We start from the raw sequence: 16,980 nt of genomic DNA on the forward strand, positions 1-16,980 counted from the left end.
CACCCCGAACCGCAGCAAGGCCAGTCCATGACCCCAGCTCCCCGCACCCTGTACGACAAACTGTGGGATGCCCACGTCGTCGTTCCCGAGACCGACAGCGCGCCCGCCGTGCTGTACATCGACCTGCACCTGATCCATGAAGTGACCTCCCCGCAGGCCTTCACCGAACTGCGCGAGCGCGGCCTCTCCCCGCGCCGGCCGGACCGGACCAAGGCGACGATGGACCACTCCACCCCGACCCTGCCGGCCGGTGCCGACGGCAAGCTGCCCTACGCCAGCGCCGCCTCCGAAGCACAGGTGGCGATGCTGGCCGCCAACTGCGCGGAACATGGCATCGAACTGTTCGACCTGCAGTCGGCCAGCCGCGGCATCGTGCACGTGATCGCCCCCGAGCAGGGCTTCACCCAGCCGGGCATGACCATCGTCTGCGGCGACAGCCACACGTCCACGCATGGGGCGTTCGGCGCACTGGCCTTCGGTATCGGCACCAGCGAGGTCGGCCATGTGCTGGCCACCCAGTGCCTGCTGCAACGCAAAGCCAGGACCATGGCGATCACCGTGGATGGCGTGCTGGCCCAGGGCGTCGGCGCCAAGGATGTGGTGCTGCACATCATCGGCGTGATCGGCGTCAACGGCGGCACCGGTCATGTGCTGGAGTTCCGCGGCAGCGCGATCGAAGCGATGGACATGGAGCAGCGCATGACGTTGTGCAACATGTCCATCGAAGCTGGCGCGCGTGCCGGCATGGTCGCCCCCGACCAGATCACCTTCGACTGGGTGGCCGCCACCCCGCGTGGTCCCAAGGGCGCCGACTTCGATGCCGCCGTCAACGCGTGGTCGCAGCTGCGCAGCGATGCCGGTGCGCGCTTCGACGTGGAGGTCCACATCGAGGCCGCCGACATCCGCCCGACCCTGACCTGGGGCACCCACCCCGGTACCGCCATCGCCGTGGACCAGCCGATCCCGGCGTCCAACGACGCTGCCGCGCAGAAGGGCCTGGACTACATGCACTTCCACGCCGGGCAGACCCTGGCCGGCACGCCGGTGGATGTGGTCTTCGTCGGCTCCTGCACCAACGGCCGCCTGAGCGACATGCGCGAAGTGGCGCAGGTGCTGCAGGGCCGCCGCGTCGCCCTGAGCGTACGCATGCTGGTGGTGCCGGGCTCGGAAATCGTCAAGCGCCAGGCCGAAGCCGAAGGCATCGATGTGATCGTGCGCGCGGCCGGTGCCGAATGGCGCGAGCCGGGCTGCTCGATGTGCATCGCCATGAACGGCGATCTGGTCGCGCCGGGCCAACTGGCGGTCAGCACCAGCAACCGCAATTTCGAAGGCCGCCAAGGGCCCGGTTCTCGCACCCTGCTGGCCTCGCCGATGACGGCCGCCTGGGCGGCGGTGAACGGCCGCGTGGCCGACCCACGCGAACTGTATGCCACGCTGGAGGTGGCCTGATGAGCGGCTTCCGTACCCTGACCTCGACCAGCGTGGTGCTGCGCGAGACCAACATCGATACCGACCAGATCATTCCGGCGCGCTTTCTGTCCACCACCGAACGCGTCGGCCTGGGCAAGTACGCCTTCAATGATTGGCGCTGGCAGAGCGAGGGCGTGCCGAACCCGGCGTTCGCCTTCAGCCAGCCGCACAACGCCGGCCGCAGCATCCTGCTGGCCGGGCGCAACTTCGGCTGCGGCTCCTCGCGCGAGCATGCACCGTGGGCACTGACCGACCTGGGTCTGCGCGCCATCGTCAGCAGCGAGATCGCCGACATCTTCCGCGGCAATTCGCTGAAGAACGGCCTGCTGCCGATCGTGCTGGACGAAGCCGATGTGCAGACGCTGATGCAGCGCCCGGATGACGCACTGACCATCGATGTGGCCGCGCGCGAACTGCGCACGCCCGATGGGCGCGTGTATGTCTTCCCGCTGGATGGCTTCTCGCAGACCTGCCTGCTGGAAGGCGTGGACCAATTGGGGTATCTGTTGGGCCGTACCCCTGACATTGAACGTTACGAGAGTGAACATGCACGCTGAGATTGTCGTATTGCCGGGTGACGGCATCGGTCCGGAAGTCGCCGCCGCCGCCGTGGCGGTGCTGGAGGCCGTCGCCACCCGTTTCGGGCACACCTTCGGGTTCCAGGAACACGACATCGGTGGCATCGCCATCGATCGCCACGGCGAGCCGCTGCCGGCCACCACGCTGGAGGCCTGCCGCAAGGCGGACGCCATCCTGCTCGGTGCGGTGGGCGGGCCGAAGTGGTCCGATCCCAACGCCAAGGTCCGGCCGGAACAAGGACTGCTGGCGATCCGCAAGGCGTTGGGGCTGTACGCCAACCTGCGCCCGGTGCGCACGCACGCGGCCGCGCTCGGCGCCTCGCCGATCAAGGCCGAACTGCTGGAAGGCGTGGACTTCGTCGTCGTACGCGAACTGACCGGCGGCATCTATTTCGGTGAGAAGACCCGCACCGCCGACACCGCCAGCGACCTGTGCAGCTACAGCGTGGACGAGATCGAGCGCGTCATGCGCACCGCGTTCCGGCTGGCACAGACCCGCCGCGGCAAGCTCACCTCGGTGGACAAGGCCAACGTGCTGGAAACCTCGCGCCTGTGGCGCGACGTCGCCGCGCGGATCGGCCGCGAAGAATTCCCGGAGATCGCGCTGGAGCACCAGCTGGTCGATTCGATGGCCATGCACCTGCTGGCCAAGCCGCGCGAGTACGACGTGATCGTGACCGAGAACATGTTCGGCGACATCCTCACCGACGAAGCCTCGATGCTGGCCGGCTCGCTCGGCCTGCTGCCCTCGGCCTCGCTGGGCGAGCCCGGCGCGGTCGGCATCTACGAACCGATCCACGGATCCGCGCCGGACATCGCCGGCAAGGGCATCGCCAATCCCTACGCCACCATCTTCAGCGCGGCGATGCTGCTGCGCCATTCACTGGGGCTGGACGAAGAGGCTGCTACGGTCGAGGCAGCGGTATATGCCGTGCTGGATGACGGCGTGTTCACCGCCGATCTCGCCGCCAAGGGTTTTGCGGTGAGTACCGCCGCAGCCACCGACGCGGTCCTTGCCAAGTTGCAATGACCCTACGAACGCGGCCTGAGGCCGCGTTCCTGTCTGTACATCCCGCACGGCCTCCCTGTCCCGTCGGCCACGTCGCTGCCAGCGGCTGGCCCCCAACAAGGAAAGCCTTTGAACTCTCGTTCCGCTGCCGAATTTCTCAACCACGTGGCCCAGCGCGATCCGCATCAGCCGGAATTCCTGCAGGCCGTGAAAGAAGTGATCCAGAGCCTGTGGCCGTTCCTGGAGCGTCATCCCCGCTACTTCGAACAAGGGCTGCTGGAGCGGCTGGTGGAGCCGGAGCGGGTGATCCAGTTCCGCGTGGCCTGGGCTGATGACGCCGGCAGGACCCATGTGAATCGCGGCTGGCGCGTGCAGCACAGTTCGGCGATCGGCCCGTTCAAGGGCGGCATGCGCTTCCATCCGTCGGTCAACCAGTCGATCCTGAAGTTCCTTGCCTTCGAGCAGACCCTGAAGAACGCGCTGACGACCCTGCCGATGGGCGGTGGCAAGGGCGGCTCGGACTTCAATCCCAAGGGCCGCAGCGACACCGAAGTGATGCGCTTCTGCCAGGCCTTGATGCTGGAACTGCACCGTCACCTCGGTGCCGATACTGACGTGCCGGCCGGCGACATCGGCGTCGGCGCGCGCGAGGTCGGCTACATGACCGGCATGATGAAGAAGATCACCAACGATGCCTCCTGCGTGTTCACCGGCAAGGGCCTCTCCTACGGTGGCAGCCTGATGCGTCCGGAAGCGACCGGCTTCGGCACCGTCTACTTCGTCGAGCAGATGCTGCACCATGCCCGTCGCGATACCGATGGTGCGAAGGTGTTGATTTCCGGCGCCGGCAACGTCGCCCAGCATGCCGCGATCAAGGCCATCGAGCTGGGCGCGACAGTGCTCACGCTCTCCGATTCCGGCGGCACGCTGTACGCCCGCGATGGCTACGATGAAGCGGCGCTGCAGGAGGTGGTGGAACTGCGCAACGAGCGCCGTGGTTGCCTGTCCGAGCTGGCCGACGACAAACGCTTCGAGTACCTGGAGGGCAAGCGTCCCTGGCACATCCCGGCCGAGATCGCCCTGCCCTGCGCCACCCAGAATGAACTGGACGAAGATGATGCCCGCGCCCTGGTCGACAACGGTGTGCTGTGCGTGGCCGAAGGCGCCAACATGCCCGCCACGCTGGAGGCGGTGGACGTCTTCCTCGCGTCCGGCACCCTGTACGCACCGGGCAAGGCCAGCAATGCCGGCGGCGTGGCCACCTCGGGGCTGGAAATGAGCCAGAACGCGCAGCGCCTGTCCTGGCATCACGCCGATGTCGACGAGCGCCTGCACGGGATCATGAAGGACATCCACGCCAACTGCGTGCGCCACGGCAAGCGCGCCGACGGCAGCGTGAACTACGTGGACGGCGCCAATATCGCCGGTTTCGTGAAGGTGGCCGACGCGATGCTGGCGCAGGGTGTTTACTGAGGGCAGACCGATGAACGGGCGCAGCGATCAGTCCGCCGAGCGGACCTCGCTCGTCATGCAGCCGGCCAGCACGGCACCGCTGTCGGTGGGTATCACGCTGAATGCCCGCACGCGCGTGTATCCGGAGGACGCCTCCCGCGTTGCTTCGCGCATCCAATACCCCTCTACCTGTCGCTCCGCCACCCCCAGGCGCGTGGCATCGAGCACCGCCTTCAGCGGCGCATCGCCCATGTCCGCCGCGAAATAGCCCCCTTGGGCGATGCCGAGCGACTGTACGGGCAGCCCCTGCAGCATCACAGGGTGGTCCAGCGTGACGGCGAGGAGGGACATCGTCTGTCCGCCGACACCGTACTCACGCTCGGCCACCGCGCTGACATTGTCCGGCCACGCCAGCGGCGACAGTTCCGAAACACGCTCCCACGTGTTCGCGATGCGCTGCATGGCAGCGTCGTCCGCCCGACACTCGAGCGCCGCGCCAATATCACTGGCCGTGGCCGTCTCGAGCAATCGCGATGGAACACGCGCCTCGCGCATCGGACCGGGGTAGTCACATCCCACCCGATAGCCCTCCCCATCGCTGCGCACCACGAGTGCGGCAGGCAATGACGCATCGCCCGATGCCTCTGGTGCCGACCAGACCTGGAACGGCTCACGCAGGTTGCTCGACCGCAGCCGCAGCCCGTTCCCGCTGACGATGCGCGCACGCTGCCCGGCGTCGACGGGAATCGAGAAGCCCGTATCATCGGCCACCACGCGGTGCGTTGTGATGCCGTGCACCGTCAACGCGTCCGGCATGTCGATCAAAGTCGTCGTGTCGTCCCCGTCACCGCTGCGCGTGAAGTCCCAGCCCTGCAGATGGGCCGGACGCTCCCGCGGCGTTCCGTACAGTGCGCCACGCAGCGCCGTCGTCACCGCCTGCATTGCCGCCGGTGAGGCGCGGCATTCGAGCAGCTCGATGAGATCGCGCTGGAAGCTGGCAGCGGTGTTCGCCTGCGCTGGCGGCGCACCGGCCATCGACATGGCGACGGCCGCGGCAGCAGCGAGCGGAGAGAAAAAACGTAGCAGCATCATGCGCGACCGAAGAGAATCCGATGTGCATTTTACGCTTGCCACTATCGCGAAGACGGCAGGCAGTCCCGGCGCGCCGAAAGAATGAAGCCGGCCATCGGCCGGCTTCATCGTCCCTCAGCCTTCGCTGGTCTTCGCCTCGTCCGGCTTCACCCGGAACCACGCGGCGTACAGCGCCGGCAGGAACACCAGGGTCAGCACGGTGCCGACGATCAGACCGCCCATGATCGAGATCGCCATCGAGCCGTAGAACGCGCTGCGCGACAGCGGGATCATCGCCAGCACCGCGGCGAGCGCGGTCAGTACGATCGGGCGGAAGCGACGCACAGTGGCATCGATGATTGCGTGCCAGCGGTCATGCCCGGCATCGATGTCCTGCTGGATCTGATCGATCAGGATCACCGAGTTGCGCATGATCATGCCGGCCAGCGCGATCGTCCCCAGCAGCGCCACGAAGCCGAACGGCGCGCGGAACAGCAGCAGGAACAGGGTCGCGCCGATGATGCCCAGCGGCGCGGTGACCAGCACCATCGCCGCACGCGAGAAGCTGCGCAGCTGCAGCATCAGCAGCGTGGCCACCACGATCAGGAACAGCGGCATGCCGGCCTTGATCGAATCCTGGCCGCGGGTGGAATCCTCCACTGTGCCGCCGGTTTCAAGCAGGTAGCCGGACGGCAGCTCGGCACGGATGCCCTCCAGTGTCGGCAGGATCTGCTGCACCACGTCCAGCGGCTGCTTCGCGTCGGCAATGTCGGCGCGCACGGTCACCGTCGGCAGGCGGTTGCGGTGCCAGATGATGCCGTCCTCGAACACGTACTCCAGGCGCGCCACCTGCGACAGCGTCACCGAGGTGCCGCTGGCGGTCGGAATGGCCAGGCTGCCCAGCATGTCCAGCCGCACACGCTCGTTGTCCGGGCCACGCAGCAGCATCTCGATCAGGCGGTTGCCCTCCCGGTAGGTGCTCACGCTCATGCCTGACAACGAGGTGCCCAGCAACTGGCTCACCTGCGCGCTGCTCACACCCAGTGCGCGTGCACGGTCCTGGTCGATCACCAGCCGTACCACTTTGCTCGGCTCGCTCCAGTCCAGGTTGACGTTCATCACGTGCGGGTTTGCGCGCACCTTGGCTTCCACCTGCCGGGCAATGGCCTGCACCTGCGCGATATGCTCGCCGGAGATGCGCATTTGCACCGGGTAGCCGACCGGAGGGCCGTTCTCCAGACGGGTCACGCGCATCTGCACGTCCGGGAACTGCGGAATCACGTCCTTGAGCAACCAGTCGCGGGTCGCTTCGCGGGCTTTGGCATCTTCAGTCAGCACCACGAACTGCGAGAAGTTGGTGGCCGGCAGCTGCTGGTCCAACGGCAGGTAGAAGCGCGGCGAGCCGGTGCCGACGTAGGCCACATAGTTGCTGATGCCCTCGCGGTCCTTGAGCAGCTTTTCCAGCTTGGCCGCCTGGGCCTGGGTCGCCTGCAACGAGGCACCCTCGGCCAGTTCGATGTCCACCATCAGTTCCGGGCGGGTCGAATCCGGGAAGAACTGCTGGGGCACGAAGCGGAAGATCAGCAACGAGAACACGAACAGGGCGGCCGTCGCAGCGATCACCCACCAGCGATGGCGCAGGCAGACATCGAGGAAACCGCGGAAGCGCACGTAGAAAGGTCGCTGGTACGGATCGTGGTCGTGCGCATGCACCTTCGGCGCGATCCAGCGCGCGAACGCGGGATGGCGGTCGGCCCACCGCAGGCGACGGGCATGCCAGCGCCCCGCCAGGCTGTCCGGCTTGGGCGGCTGCGGGTTGAACAGGTCCGGCAACATCTTGTCGCCCAGGTACGGGATGAACAGCACCGCGGCGATCCACGACACCACCAGCGCGATGGTCACCACCTGGAACAGCGAGCGGGTGTATTCGCCCGTGCTGGAGGCGGCCGTGGCGATCGGCAGGAAGCCGGCCGCGGTGATCAGCGTGCCGGTCAGCATCGGGAACGCGGTCGACTCCCACGCGAAGCTGGCCGCGCGCAGGCGGTCGTAGCCCTGCTCCATCTTGGTGGCCATCATCTCCACCGCGATGATCGCATCGTCCACCAGCAGGCCCAGCGCCAGCACCAGCGCGCCGAGGGAAATCTTGTGCAGGCCGATGCCGAAGTAATGCATGACGAAGAACGTCATCGCCAGCACCAGCGGAATGGTCACGCCCACCACCAGGCCGGTGCGCAGGCCGAGCGAGAAGAAGCTCACCAGCAGCACGATCACCACCGCTTCGGTCAGCACCTGCACGAACTCGCCGACGGACTCCTCCACCGCATGCGGCTGGTCGGAGACCTTGCGCAGCTGCATGCCGGCCGGCAGCGTCTTCTGCAGTCGTTCGAACTCGGCATCCAGGGTACTGCCCAGCTTGAGGATGTCGCCGCCGTCTTTCATCGCCACGGCGATGCCGATCGCGTCTTCACCCATGAAGCGCATCTTCGGCGACGCCGGATCGGCAAAACCGCGTTTGATCTCGGCGATGTCGCCCAGGTGCACGGTGCGGTCGCCGGCCTGGATCGGGAAGCTGCGGATCTCCTCCACGCTCTGGAACTGGCCGGTGACGCGCAGCTGCACCCGGTCGGTCGGGGTTTCAAAGAAGCTGGTGGCGGCAATGGCATTCTGGTCGGCCAATGCCTGTTGCACCTGCTGCAGCGACACGCCCAGGGTGGCCAGCTTGGTGTTGGACAGCTCGATCCAGACCTTCTCGTCCTGCAGGCCTTCCAGCTCGATCTTGCCCACGTCGGGCACGCGCTGCAGTTCCAGCTGGATGCGATCGGCGTAGTCGCGCATCACCGCGTAGTCGAAGCCCTGCCCGGTCAGCGCGTAGATGTTGCCGAAGGTGTCGCCGAACTCGTCGTTGAAGAAGGGCCCGACGATTTCGCGCGGCAGGGTCGGCTTGATGTCGCCCACGCGTTTGCGCACCTGGTACCACAGGTCGGGAATCGCCTTGGAACGCAGGCTGTCGCGCGCCACGAAGATGACCTGCGATTCGCCCGGGCGCGAGTAGGAACGGATGAACTCGTACTGCCCGGTGTTCAGCAGTGCCTTCTCGATCGGTTCGGTGACCTGGCGTGAGACCTGTTCGGCGGTCGCGCCGGGCCAATTCGTGCGCACCACCATCACTTTGAAGGTGAACGGTGGATCCTCGGACTGGCCCAGGTGCTTGTACGACCACGCGCCGATGATCGCGAAGGCCAGCATCGCAAACAGCACCAGTGGCCGGTTGCCCAGCGCCCATTCGGAGAGATTGAAGCGGCGCACGGGATCAGTTCCCCTTGCCGGCGGCAGGCGCGGCAGGCTTGGCGGCCGGTGCCAGCACCGGGCGGTTCTGACGGTCCACCGCCGTCACCGGCTGGCCCTCGCGCAGCAGGTGGCCGCCGGCGGCCACCACCCAATCATTCGCGTTCACCCCGCTCAGCACCGGAACGGATTCCACGGCATACGCCCCGACCGTCACCGGCGTGGCCTTCAACGTGCGCTTGGCCGGATCGACCACCCACACACTGCTGCGTCCATCGGCGCCGCGCTGTACTGCCGCCAGCGGCAACTGCAGCGTGCCCTGGCGGCCGGCCGCGGCGAACACGCGTGCGCTCTGGCCCAGCTCTACTTCGGTCAGTGCTTCGGGCGCCAGGCTGACGCGGGCGGCGTAGGTCCGCGCCTGCGCATCGGCGGCCGGGGCGATCTCACGGATCGTGCCGGCCAGCAGCTGGCCCGGGCGGTTCCACAGTTCCACCTGCACAGGCTGGCCAACCTGGTAATCGCGGATGTTGCTTTCCGGCAGGGCGATCACGACTTCGCGTCCACCATCGGCGGCCAGGGTGAACACGGTCTGCCCGGCACTGACCACCTGCCCGGCTTCGGCCTGGCGGCTGGCGATCACGCCGTCGGCCGGCGCGCGCAGCTGCGCGTACTCGGCCTGGTTGCGCGCCACGGCCAGATTCGCGCGGGCGGCATTGGCCTGGCCCTGCGCGGCCTTGAACGCGGCGGTCTGGCTGTCCAGCGCGGATTGGCTGACCAGCTGCTGCTCGGCAAGTGTCGCGTAACGCTTCTGATCATCGCGGGCGCGGATCAGATCGGCTTCGGCGGCAGCGAGCTGGGCCTGCGAGGCACTGGCCTGGGAGGCGTAGTCGGCGGCATCCAGCTCGGCCAGCAGCTGCCCCTTGCGCACGCGCTGGCCGGCATCGACATGACGCTTGATCAGGTTGCCCCCGACCCGGAACGACAGCGGGCTCTCCTGGCGGGCCCGGATCTCACCGGGAAACGCGGCGAGTTCCTGTCCGGCCACGGTGCCGGGGTGGACCACCAGCACCGGGATCGGCGCCACCGGCTCGGCGTCCTGCTTGCCACATGCTGCCAGCGCGATCGCCAGCAACCCACCACCCATCCATCGCATGTTGTTCATGAGGTCCTGGACCTGAAAAGTAACCCGGGAAAAGCGGCTGGAAACGCTCTGTTCCAAACGCTTCAATATTGAACCAGCCGGTATAGTATAAATATCGAACCGATTGGTCTAGTATTGATTGGATGACTGATCCGACCTCCTCCACATCGCCCTCCAAGCCGGCCGCCAAGGCCGCCGGACCGGGGCGCCCGAAGGATCTGGGCAAGCGTGCGGCCATCCTCGAGGCAGCGAAATCCCTGTTCGTCGACCAAGGCTACAACGGCGTGAGCATGGACAGCATCGCGGCCCAGGCTGGCGTCTCCAAACTGACCGTTTACAGCCATTTCGGCGACAAAGAGACCTTGTTCACCGAAGCTGTGCAGTCCAAGTGCGCCGAGATGCTGCCTGACGAACTGTTCGTCACCGACATCGAAGGCCCGCTGCGCGACCAGTTGATGGGCATTGGCCACGCCTTTTTCGGCCTGATCACCTCCGATGCGGCGGTGGCCGTGCAGCGGGTGATGATGTCGCCCGATACCGACGACCGGATCCGCGAGATGTTCTGGCTGGCCGGCCCGCAGCGGACCACCGATGCGCTGGCCGAGTTCCTGCGTGCCCGTACCGCCCGCGGCGAGCTGGAGATCACCGACTTCCCGACCGCCGCGATCCAGTTCCTGACCTTGATCAAGGGCGAGCTGCATACGCATATGATGTGCGGGTTGCGGCCGGCCCCGGCCGAGTGCGATGCCGACGCCCACGTGAGCGCCAGCGTCGACTTTTTCCTGCGGGCGTATGCCCGGCGGCACTAAACTGAATGGACCGGAGGTCGCGGTGACTTCCGGCACTGCGACCCCGGCGCGACGGCAGCGATGCTCTCAGCGCGCCGCCGGCTCCCGGCACCGGTAAAATGGCCGGCCCACTGCGCTGGATATAGAACCTCATGACGATCGATTACTCCCACGCCCGCGAACTGATGGTCGAACAGCAGATCCGCCCCTGGGATGTGCTGGAAATCCGCGTGCTCGATGTACTGGCACGCTTGCCGCGGGAGGCGTTCGTCGCTGAATCGCACCGGGCCCTGGCCTACGCCGATATCGAGCTGCCGCTGGGCAACGGCCAGAAGATGATGAAGCCGGTCATCGAAGGCCGCACCCTGCAGGCGCTGGATCTGCAGCCGGGTGATGAAGTGCTGGAAATCGGCACCGGCAGCGGCTACCTGAGCGCCTGCATGGGCGAGCTGGCCCGCGAAGTGCTGAGCCTGGAAATCGATGCCGACCTGGCCACGACCGCGCGCGCGCGCCTGGACGCGGCCGGCCTGGGCAACAACGTCCGCATCGAAACCGCCGACGCCCTGACCTGGGACACCGAGCGACGCTTCGATGCGATCTGCGTCACCGGCGCGGTGGATGTCATCCCGTCACGTTTCACCCAGTGGCTGCGTCCCGGCGGTCGACTGTTCGTGATCCGTGGCCTGTCGCCGGTCATGGAAGCGGTGCTGGTCAAGGCGGACGGCACCACTGAATCGCTGTTCGAAACCGATATCGATTACCTGCGCGGTGCCGCCCCGGCACCCCAGTTCCAACTCTGAGTCCAAGGAAGCCGCAATGATCCGCCGATCCCTCGCCCTTGCGCTGGCCGCCGCCCTGCTGCCGATGACCGCCTCTGCCGCCGACCTGCTGCAGGTCTACGAAATGGCGCGCAATGGCGATCCGCAGCTCTCGGCTGCCGAGTCGACCCGCCTGTACGACAAGGAAGGCGCCGTGCAGGCGCGTGCCGCCCTGCTGCCGCAGCTCAACGGCGAGGCCTCGCTCAACCGCACCCGCACCAACCCGAACCATGATCTGACCTCCAGCTCGTTCACCACCAAGAGCCGGAACTACACGATCAACGGCAGCCAGACGGTCTTCAACTTCACCCAGTTCGCCAACCTGCGTTCGCAGCGCGAGCTGAGCCAGGCGGCCGACTTCACCCTGGATTCGGCCAACGACGACCTGATCGTGCGCACCTCGGCGGCGTACTTCAACGTGCTGGTGGGCATCGAATCGCTGTCGGCCGCGCAGACCAACGAAGCGGCGGCGAAGAAGCAGTTCGACTTCGCCGACAAGCGCCTGGAAGTGGGCCTGGCCCCGATCACCGACGTGCACGAAGCCCGCGCCCAGTACGACCAGGCACGCGCCAACACGATCATCGCGCAGAACACGCTGGCCGACGCCTACCAGGCGCTGACCGAGCTGACCGGCCAGCCGGTCACCGACCTGCGCGCCCTGCCCGCCGATTTCCGTCCGGAGCTGCCGGCCAAGTACGCCACCATCGATACGCTGGTGTCCGAAGCCGTCGCGCAGAACCCGGCGCTGAAGGCGCAGGAACTGAAGGTCAACGCCGCCGAATCCGGCGTCTCGGCCGCCCGCGGCGCGCACTACCCGACGCTGTCGCTCGGTGCCACCGCCGGCAAGTCGGCCAGCTGGGGTGATGTGGTCGGCGCTGACAGCTTCAGCCCGGACCGTCGCACCAACAGCGTCGGCCTGACCTTGAACGTGCCGATCTTCTCCGGTGGCGCCACCCAGTCCGGCGTGCGCCAGGCCCTGGCCCAGCGCGACATCGCCCAGGACGGTTACGAGCAGCAGAAGCGTGCCCTGGACCGCAACACCCGCAATGCCTACCAGACCCTGGTCGCGGGCATCAGCGAAGTGGAAGCGCGTCGCCTGGCGGTGGTCTCGGCGCAGAGCGCCTATGACGCCTCGCAGGTCGGCCTGGAAGTCGGTACGCGTACCGTGCTGGACGTGATCCAGAACCAGCGCATCCTGTTCTCCGCGCAGCTGGACTACGCCAACGCCCGCTACACCTTCCTGCAGAACCGCCTGCAGCTGGGCCAGGCCGTCGGCACGCTGGACATCGCCGAACTGCAGGACATCAACCGCCTGCTGACGCAGAAGGCCGCCACGCCGAGCACCACCGTCAACTGATCGACGGCGCACGGCGAGACAGAAAAACCACCCGCGTGCGGGTGGTTTTTTTTTGCGTGCAACATGCCGATCGCGACACACCGCACGCGGCGCACACGCGATCAACGCCACGCAGGATGCCGCGTGCAACACCTGCCCGTGCACACTCTCCGCCGTGAACCGGTCCACCGCCCGGCACCTGCCGTGGAAAATGGCTTGACCCTTCGGCGGGGGACGACTATGGTCCGCCCCGCACCACCTTCCCTTTCCCTCCAGAGGCTCCCTCCTTGGACAGTCATAGTCGATCTCGTTGCTGCTCCTGAGCCGACGGACCCACTGACCCCAAGGTCGGTTCCGTCCGCACAGGACGGGGCCTTCCGGCGCAGCTGACACGCTCGCCCGCCTCGCATCATCCGCACCGCAGTTCCATCCGACCCCAAGAGAGGGGTGCCGCTGGCGTTTCCGATTGCCTGGAGATTGCCCATGCACGCTTCCCGTCTGTTCGCCCTGCCGCTCGTGGCCGTGGCGATGCTTCCGTTCGACACCCGCGCCGCCGCCAGCCTGATGGTGGACGACGCCTCCATCACCGATGCCGGTCGTTGCCAGCTGGAAAGCTGGGGCCGTCATACCCATGCCGGGGCCGAGTGGACCGCCGTACCGGCCTGCACCTTCGCCGATACCGAATGGTCGCTCGGTGTCAGCCATCAACGCGCTGCCTCCGACACGCAATGGGCGCTGGGTGCCAAGCGCGTGCTGCGCGACATCGACCAGCGACGCTGGGGCATGGCGCTCAGTGCCGGTGTCGGCAACGACTGGCACCGCCTGCGTGGCGACGACTGGGGCATCAATGCACCGTTGACCATCGCACTCGGGGCCAGCGATCACACCCTGCTGCACGTCAACCTGGGCTGGGCGCGCACGGCCGCGGCACGCGGTCGCACCGAGGGCATCGGCATGGAAATCAACACCGCCCCGCAGTGGTCGCTGCTGGCTGAAACTGCGCGCGATGCCACGCGCCAGCGCAGCAGTCAGTTCGGCGTGCGCCATGCGCTCTGGCGGGGTGCCAGCGTGGACCTGCTCGCTGGACGCGTCCATCACCAGCGCGACGGCCACTGGATCACGCTCGGCATCACTCTCGCCGCTGCGCCGTGACGCCGTGACTGCCGGCTGAGCTCATCGACTGACACAACCGCATCCGTGTTTACCGCGCATCGCTACTGCACTGCGCCGCCTGTTGGAGCACCACCATGAACCGCGAAGACCTCCTGTTCTCGATCCGCACCCTCTCGCTCTCCCTCGACGCGGCTGGTTTCGTCAGCATCGCCGCGACCACGCACCCCTCCGATCTGGTCGATGCATTCGATGCACTGAGCGTGGAGAAGACACTGCCATTGCTGATGCTGCTCGATCCCCAGGCACGCGCCGAGCTGTTCGCGCACTTCGCCGAGATCCGCCAGGATCAGCTGCTGGCCGCGATGACGCGCGAGGCGGTGGTGCAGTTGTTCGAGCACATGCCATCGGATGATCGCGCCGATCTGTTCAACCGGCTGGGGGATGACGCCAAGCAGAAACTGCTGCCCGCGCTCACCAAGGCGGAACGCGATGACATCCTCAAGATGGCGTCCTATCCCGAAGGCACGGTCGGCTCGGCGACCACCTCCGACTATGTCTGGGTATCTCCGGAAATGACCGTGGCGCAGGCTCTCACGCATATCCGCGCCACCGCGCTGCACAGCGAAACGGTGAACACCCTGTTCGTGCTCGACCGCACGCTGCGCCTGCGCGGCACCGTGGCGCTGCGCGACCTGGTACTGGCCAACGAGAACAGTACGGTGGCCTCGATCATGCAGAAGCAGCCGGTGTCCGCGCAGGCGCACTGGCCACGGCTGCAGGCCGCCGAGCTGATCCGCCGCTACGATCTGCTCGCCCTGCCGGTGACCAACGGCGGCGATCGCATGATCGGCATCGTCACCGTCGACGATGCGATGGACATCGAGAAGGAACAGGATGCTTCGCAGCTGGCCCGCTTCGGCGGCACGGTAAGTGCGCATGGCAACGATCTGGACGTGCGCAGCACGCCGCTGAAGCAGATGTTCCGCGTGCGTGTGTTCTGGCTGGCGATCCTGACCTGCTTCGGCATCGTCACCAGCACCTTTGTCGCCGCGCAGGAGGAACTGCTGTCGCAGGTGATCGTGCTCGCCGCCTTCATCGCCCCGATCGTGGACATGGGCGGCAACACCGGCAGCCAGTCGGCCACGCTGGTGATCCGCAGCATGGCGCTGGGCGAGCTGAAACTGCGCTGGCGCGATGTGGGCTTCGTCATCAAGCGCGAACTGCCGGTGGCCGCGGCGCTGGGCATCACCATCGCCCTGCTCGAAGCGATCCTGGCGTACTTCAGCAAAGGCGTGGGCATGGACGTTCTGCTGGTGGTGGGCTCGAGCATGCTGGTGTGCACCGCGCTGGGCGGCATCATCGGCGCGCTGCTGCCATTCGCCGCACGCCGCATCGGCGCGGACCCGGCCACGCTGTCGGCACCGATGATCACCTCGGTCATGGATCTGATCGGGGTGTTCATCTACTTCGGCTTTGCGTACGCCTTCCTGGGCGATCTGCTCGTCGCGGCGGGCTGAGGCGTGGTCAGGCGGGGTCGCCCGGCAGGGCGATCAGGCCTGCGCCGGTCAGGCCACCGGCGGCGGCAGCTGCGGCGCGATCAGGGCCACGGTGCGCTTCAACGCGCCGCGGCCGTTGCTCACCAGGGCACAGCCGGCGCGGGCCATGTCTTCGCGCGCCTGGGGATCGCGCAGCAGGGCCAGCAACGCGTCGCCGACACCGTTGGCATCCTCCGCGATCACCACGGCCCCTGCTTCGCGCATGCGCCGGGAAATCTCGGCGAAGTTGTGCAGGTGCGGCCCGGTGACCGCAGCGGTGCCCATCGCCGCCGGTTCCAGCAGGTTGTGCCCGCCGATGGCCTGCAGGCTGCCACCGACGAAGGCCACCTGTGCGCAGCCATAGAACGACATCAGCTCACCGAGGGTATCGATCACGAACACATCGGTATCGGCCTGCGGCCACTGCTGCTGGCGGCGCGTGGCGACCTTCCAGCCCTGCTCGCGGGCCAGCGCCTCCACCCGCGGGAAGCGCTCGGGATGCCGTGGCGCCCACAACAGCAGCAGCCCCGGCACCGCCTCGCGCAGGCGGCGATGCAGATCGATGGTGGCCTGCTCCTCGCCCTCGTGCGTGCTGGCGGCAATCCAGACCGGGCGCTCGGCGGGCACCAGGTCGTGGAAGCGCGCGATGAACTCCTGCACGTTCGGCGTGGCGATATCGAATTTCAGATTGCCCAGCGGCTGCACCTGATCCGGACGGGCGCCGAGCTGGATGAAGCGATCGGCATCGTCGGCCGACTGCGCGGCCACGCAGGTCACGGTGCGCAGCGCGCGACCGATCAACGGCCGCAGCAGGCGATAGCCGCGCAGCGAACGCGCCGACAGCCGGGCGTTGAGGATGTAGACCGGAATCCGGCGGTCGCGGCAGCCGAACAGCAGGTTCGGCCACAGTTCGGTTTCCAGGATCAGGGCCAGGCTGGGCTTGAAGTGGCCCAGGAAACGACCGACGCTGCCCGGCACGTCGTAAGGCAGGTACACGTGGTCGACCGCATCGCCCCACAGCGCGCGGACGCGCTCGGAGCCGGTCGGGGTGATGGTGGTGATCACCCAGCGGATGTCGGGACGCAGCGCGCGCAGGGCGTTCACCAGCGGCGCGGCGGCGTTCACCTCGCCCACCGAGACCGCGTGCAGCCATACCCGCGGCTGGCCGCTGGAGTGCGGATAGGAGGCATAGCGCTCATCCCAGCGCTGGAAGTACTCGCGCACCCGGAAGCCCCGCCAGACCAGGTGGTACACGGTGATCGGCAACAGCAGGTACAGCACGGCCGAGTACAGGCCGCGCAGGATCCATTCGACAGGGCTTTTACGCATGCGCAAAGGATACGGGAGCGGCGCGGGGAAGACACGCCGCGCCGCCGTGAGGGCC

At 67.2% G+C, this 16,980-nt stretch carries 13 protein-coding genes; 9 read left to right on the forward strand and 4 right to left on the reverse strand.

Translation table 11 applies throughout. The annotated features are described in order from the left end of the window. The first annotated feature begins 27 nt into the window (after positions 1-27). The 4 genes from leuC (at position 28) to gdhA (ending at position 4,530) form a co-directional block, all read left to right on the forward strand. Positions 28-1,449, forward strand: coding sequence for a 3-isopropylmalate dehydratase large subunit (leuC, locus tag AB9O74_RS16635; protein ID WP_369349955.1), 1,422 nt, complete (start codon positions 28-30; stop codon positions 1,447-1,449). Continuing rightward, positions 1,449-2,027 carry a 3-isopropylmalate dehydratase small subunit gene (leuD, locus tag AB9O74_RS16640; RefSeq protein WP_369349956.1) on the forward strand — a complete coding sequence of 193 codons (579 nt, stop codon included), beginning with the start codon at positions 1,449-1,451 and terminating at the stop codon, positions 2,025-2,027. The genes leuC and leuD overlap by 1 nt, the downstream gene beginning before the upstream one ends. Further along, a complete protein-coding gene (gene leuB / locus AB9O74_RS16645) occupies positions 2,017-3,078 on the forward strand; it encodes a 3-isopropylmalate dehydrogenase (protein WP_369349957.1) in 1,062 nt (353 codons plus the stop codon). Before leuD ends, leuB begins: the two co-directional genes overlap by 11 nt. Positions 3,079-3,186: 108 nt before the next feature. After that, a complete protein-coding gene (gdhA, locus tag AB9O74_RS16650) occupies positions 3,187-4,530 on the forward strand; it encodes an NADP-specific glutamate dehydrogenase (protein ID WP_369349958.1) in 1,344 nt (447 codons plus the stop codon). A gap of 27 nt (positions 4,531-4,557) precedes the next feature. Here gdhA and AB9O74_RS16655 read toward each other — a convergent pair whose 3' ends face one another. The 3 genes from AB9O74_RS16655 to AB9O74_RS16665 form a co-directional block, all read right to left on the reverse strand. Then, complete coding sequence (locus AB9O74_RS16655) at positions 4,558-5,601, reverse strand: hypothetical protein (RefSeq protein WP_369349959.1); 1,044 nt, start codon at positions 5,599-5,601, stop codon at positions 4,558-4,560. Positions 5,602-5,715: 114 nt separating this feature from the next. Beyond that, the gene (locus AB9O74_RS16660; RefSeq protein WP_369349960.1) at positions 5,716-8,886 is read right to left on the reverse strand and encodes an efflux RND transporter permease subunit; all 3,171 of its coding nucleotides are present in this window, start codon (positions 8,884-8,886) and stop codon (positions 5,716-5,718) included. Between the two features lie 4 nt (positions 8,887-8,890). Next, entirely contained in the window at positions 8,891-10,027 is a 1,137-nt protein-coding gene (locus tag AB9O74_RS16665; RefSeq protein ID WP_354274749.1) for an efflux RND transporter periplasmic adaptor subunit, read from the reverse strand. A 122-nt stretch (positions 10,028-10,149) separates the two neighbouring features. Between AB9O74_RS16665 and AB9O74_RS16670 the strand changes: the two genes are divergently transcribed. From AB9O74_RS16670 to mgtE, 5 genes are all read left to right on the forward strand, one after another. Continuing rightward, on the forward strand, positions 10,150-10,815 hold the full coding sequence (locus AB9O74_RS16670) for a TetR/AcrR family transcriptional regulator (protein ID WP_346491630.1): 666 nt from the start codon (positions 10,150-10,152) through the stop codon (positions 10,813-10,815). A gap of 131 nt (positions 10,816-10,946) precedes the next feature. Continuing rightward, positions 10,947-11,594 (forward strand): protein-L-isoaspartate O-methyltransferase, encoded by a 648-nt coding sequence (locus tag AB9O74_RS16675; protein WP_179460114.1) that lies wholly within the window; start codon positions 10,947-10,949, stop codon positions 11,592-11,594. 16 nt (positions 11,595-11,610) lie between these two features. Further along, positions 11,611-12,969, forward strand: a complete 1,359-nt coding sequence (locus AB9O74_RS16680; RefSeq protein ID WP_176988260.1) for a TolC family outer membrane protein — start codon at positions 11,611-11,613, stop codon at positions 12,967-12,969. A 462-nt stretch (positions 12,970-13,431) separates the two neighbouring features. Next, positions 13,432-14,100 carry a hypothetical protein gene (locus tag AB9O74_RS16685; RefSeq protein ID WP_369349961.1) on the forward strand — a complete coding sequence of 223 codons (669 nt, stop codon included), beginning with the start codon at positions 13,432-13,434 and terminating at the stop codon, positions 14,098-14,100. Positions 14,101-14,195: 95 nt separating this feature from the next. Then, positions 14,196-15,578, forward strand: a complete 1,383-nt coding sequence (mgtE, locus tag AB9O74_RS16690; RefSeq protein ID WP_369349962.1) for a magnesium transporter — start codon at positions 14,196-14,198, stop codon at positions 15,576-15,578. Positions 15,579-15,626: 48 nt separating this feature from the next. On the opposite strand, the gene waaA is transcribed toward mgtE, so the two are convergent. Beyond that, positions 15,627-16,925: a lipid IV(A) 3-deoxy-D-manno-octulosonic acid transferase gene (waaA, locus tag AB9O74_RS16695; RefSeq protein ID WP_369349963.1), complete on the reverse strand. Its 1,299-nt coding sequence runs from the start codon at positions 16,923-16,925 to the stop codon at positions 15,627-15,629. Positions 16,926-16,980 lie beyond the last annotated feature (55 nt).

This window comes from Stenotrophomonas sp. JAG2 (assembly GCF_041080745.1).
Classification (GTDB): domain Bacteria; phylum Pseudomonadota; class Gammaproteobacteria; order Xanthomonadales; family Xanthomonadaceae; genus Stenotrophomonas; species Stenotrophomonas maltophilia_AA.